General features: G+C 52.7%; 1 protein-coding gene. It reads left to right on the top strand.

Annotated elements, in window-relative coordinates; translation table 11 throughout:
- Window positions 1–3,323, top strand: a 3,323-nt coding sequence (locus tag AM279_RS00030) for a T9SS type B sorting domain-containing protein (RefSeq protein ID WP_152926061.1), incomplete at its 5' end; no start/stop codon positions are given.
- Window positions 3,324–3,601: the final 278 nt, after the last annotated feature.

Raw genomic sequence — 3,601 nt, forward strand, 5'->3', positions numbered from 1 at the left:
TACACGAAACCCCTGAGGATGCCGATTTTGGCACCAATGCACTAACTGCGGGCCAGATTGTAGCCTACCAGAGCGTAATGACCAATTTATACCTAAGGGTAGAATCGAGCCAGACGGAGTGTTTTGATGTAGCCACGCTGGAGCTGATCGTACACCCTGCACCTGAGGCCACCACGCCGGACGGCCCTTATGCCCTTTGCGACAACGGCACAAACGATACCGATGGTATCGGGGTGTTCAACATCGCACAATACAATGCGGAAGTACTGGGTAGTTTAGACCCAACGCAATATACGGTAACCTACCACAGCACGCAGGATGCGGCCGATGCCGGCTTCCCTGTAATCGCCACACCGGGCAGCTACAACAGCCCGAGCGCTACGGTATACATCAGGGTAACCAACAATGCTACGGGCTGCTATGATGTAGTAGAGCTTGAGCTGATTGTAAACCCGCTACCGGTAGTAACCCAGCCGGTACCGTACAGCCTTTGTGATGTAAACAACACAGGCGATGCCAGGGAAGAATTTGACCTGACAAGCAGGATAGACGAGATCACAGGCGGCGCATTTGGTGTGGATGTAACCTTCCACGACACGTATGCGCAGGCCGTAGCCGGTACACCGTTCATTACCACCCCTGATGCCTACACCAACGTAGAGCCGGGCGTTGAAACGGTATTTGTACGTGTAACCGATGCCGAGACAGGCTGCTTCAGGATTGTGTTGTTAGACATCCGCGTAGAGCCGCTTCCGGTACTGGTAGTGCCAACAGCTGCAGAGACGACCGAGTGTGATACCGATGGCGACGGCTATGCCACGTTTGACCTTGAAGCCCTTGTGGAAGACATGGTCAATAACGGTGTAGGCATCAGCGTAGCGTTCTATGAGAGCGAGTGGGATGCAGAGAACGGCTTTAACGCCATCCCTAACCCGCAGAGCTATGTAAACATGGTAGCCTACGAGCAGGAAATTTATGTAGTAGCCACCAACGATGAGACCGGCTGCCTTAGCGCCCCTTATGCCATCACGCTATACGTAACGGCCGCACCACAGGCCCCTGACCTGGAAGATATGGAGCTGTGCGACGATACCGACAGTAACAACCAGAATGCACAGACCTTTATCGACCTTACGGTATACGAAGACTTTATCTACGAAGAGACAGGGGCAGAAGAAGGCACCCTGACGATAGAATACTTTGCCAGTGAGGCGGCGGCCAACAACGGCGCCCCAAGGATCACCACCCCTGCGCATTACAACGGCAGCAATGGCCAGGTAATCTGGGTACGGGTAGAGCTTACAGGCACGGAGTGTTACAGCCTGAGCAGCTTTGAGCTGATCATCAACACGCCATGGCAGCTTACGCGCCCAAGTATGTTAGTACTGTGTGATGAGGAATTACCAAACAACAACAGCACCAGTTTTGACCTTACGGTTAAGGAAGCCGAGATACTGGGCCCAATGGGCGTAGGCGTGGGCAATGTAGTTAGCTACCACCACAGCCAGGCCGATGCCGAGACAGGTGAGGACCCAATCACCCCGGCAACAGCCTACACCAACGAGTCTAACCCTGAAGTAATCTTTGTAAGGGTAGTAACCCCTGACGGCTGCAGGAGCTATACATCGCTAACGATAAAAGTACTTCCGCTTCCAACGCCAAACTTCAGCCCTGATGCCTTAGAGCTGTGTGATGAGAACGCTACAGGTGATGGAGTAGAGGAATTTGACCTTACAGAAGCCGAGGACGACATAGCCGATAACGACTTTACGGTTCACTTTGCGTACTATCCAACCCAGGCAGACGCCATAGCTGAGCCGCCAACAAACGAGATTACAGATCCTGAAAACTACGTAAGCGGTACGGGCAGCGTATGGGTAAGGGTAATGGCCAACACTACCAATACGAACGACCCTGTATGCTACCAGCTTGTAGAGCTTCCACTGATTGTACACCCGCTACCGGCACAGGGGGCAGTAGCGCCTTATGCCATATGCGAGCAGAATACAGACGGCTTTGCCCAGTTTGATTTCAACACCCATATGGATGAGATTTTGGGCCCTGACGTAGACCCTGCAGACTATGGCGACTACACCGTGAGGTTCAGCTACAACGGTACCCCGGTACCGTATATCTACACCAACGTAGTGGCAGGCAACCAGACGATAGACGTATATGTAGAGTATGAGCCAACAGGCTGTAACACCACGGTACAGCTACAGCTACTGGTAGAAGAGCAGGCCATAGCAGGCGATGTAACGACCCCTGACTTTGATGTGTGCGATACCGATGGCGACAACGACGGGCAGTTCATCATCGACCTTACGCAGGCCGATGCCGATATCATCGGCAGCCAGGACCCGGCAATACATACTGTAACCTACTACACCAGCGAACAGGATGCTATAGACGGCACTAATGCGATAGCCACCCCGGCTACGTTTGATGCCACCACGCAAACCATCTGGGCCAGGATAGTAAACACATCAACAGTAAGCGGCTGTCCTGACTTTACAAGCTTTGAAGTAGTTATTGAGCTGCTGCCTGAGCCTGTAATTGCAACAGAAGGCGACAACCACACGATATGTGTAGACTTTGTAACCGGAGAAGTACTAAGGCCACTTACGTTACAGAGCGGTGTGGCACCAAACGGCCACATTTACGACTGGTACCTTGACGGGGTTCTTGTTGAATCAAACGGCGACGGCTACTATGTGGCAGAAGCCCCGGGTACGTACACTGTAATTGTAACCGGCCCTGCACCAAACGGATGTGTGTCAGACCCGTCAGAAGGCTTTGAAGTAATCCAGTCAGGCCCTGCCAGCCCAATAGGCGATGGCTTTGTGGTAAGCAACGCCTTTGGCGAGAACCAGACCATTACGGTATTGGTAGAAGGCTACGGGCAGTACCAGTACAGCCTTTACCCTGAAGGCCCATGGCAAAACTCGAATGTATTTACCGATGTAGCCCCTGGCGAGCATACGGTATACATTATGGATACAACTGCCGATGGCTGTAACGACCCAATCAGTGTGGTAGCGAATGTGAGTGTGATCAACTACCCGCATTACTTCACGCCAAACGGTGATGGATACAACGACACCTGGAACATCATTGGGCTACAGGCCGAAGGCTACCAGGCTATCATTTACATCTTCGACCGCTACGGCAAGCTGCTGAAACAAATCAGCCCTGACGGCGAAGGATGGGACGGTACCTTTAACGGCAACGCAGTACCTGCGGACGACTACTGGTTTACAGTAGAGTTTACCGAAGGCCAGTACCGAAGGACGGTTAAAGCCCACTTTGCACTGAAGAGGTAAGCCCCCCGGCCCCCACACGAGCGGAGCGAACTGGCGAAGCAAAGTGGGAGGGAACAGATAGCAGGTGGCAGTAAGCAGCCTGTGGCTTATAAAACAAACACCCCGCCATTGGCGGGGTGTTTTGTTATGTGGCAGTACATCGCGAAGCTTAGAAGAAGCGTAAAGAAGTTACATAGCCCTGATTGAGGCGGCATCCTGCCGGCGCAGCAAGGCAGATATAGCCGAAAGCAGGAACTGAATATCATGCAAGGCGCAGGCGATGGGCTGCAAATAAAAAA

This window comes from Flavobacterium akiainvivens (assembly GCF_001278115.1).
GTDB lineage: Bacteria > Bacteroidota > Bacteroidia > Flavobacteriales > Flavobacteriaceae > Flavobacterium > Flavobacterium akiainvivens.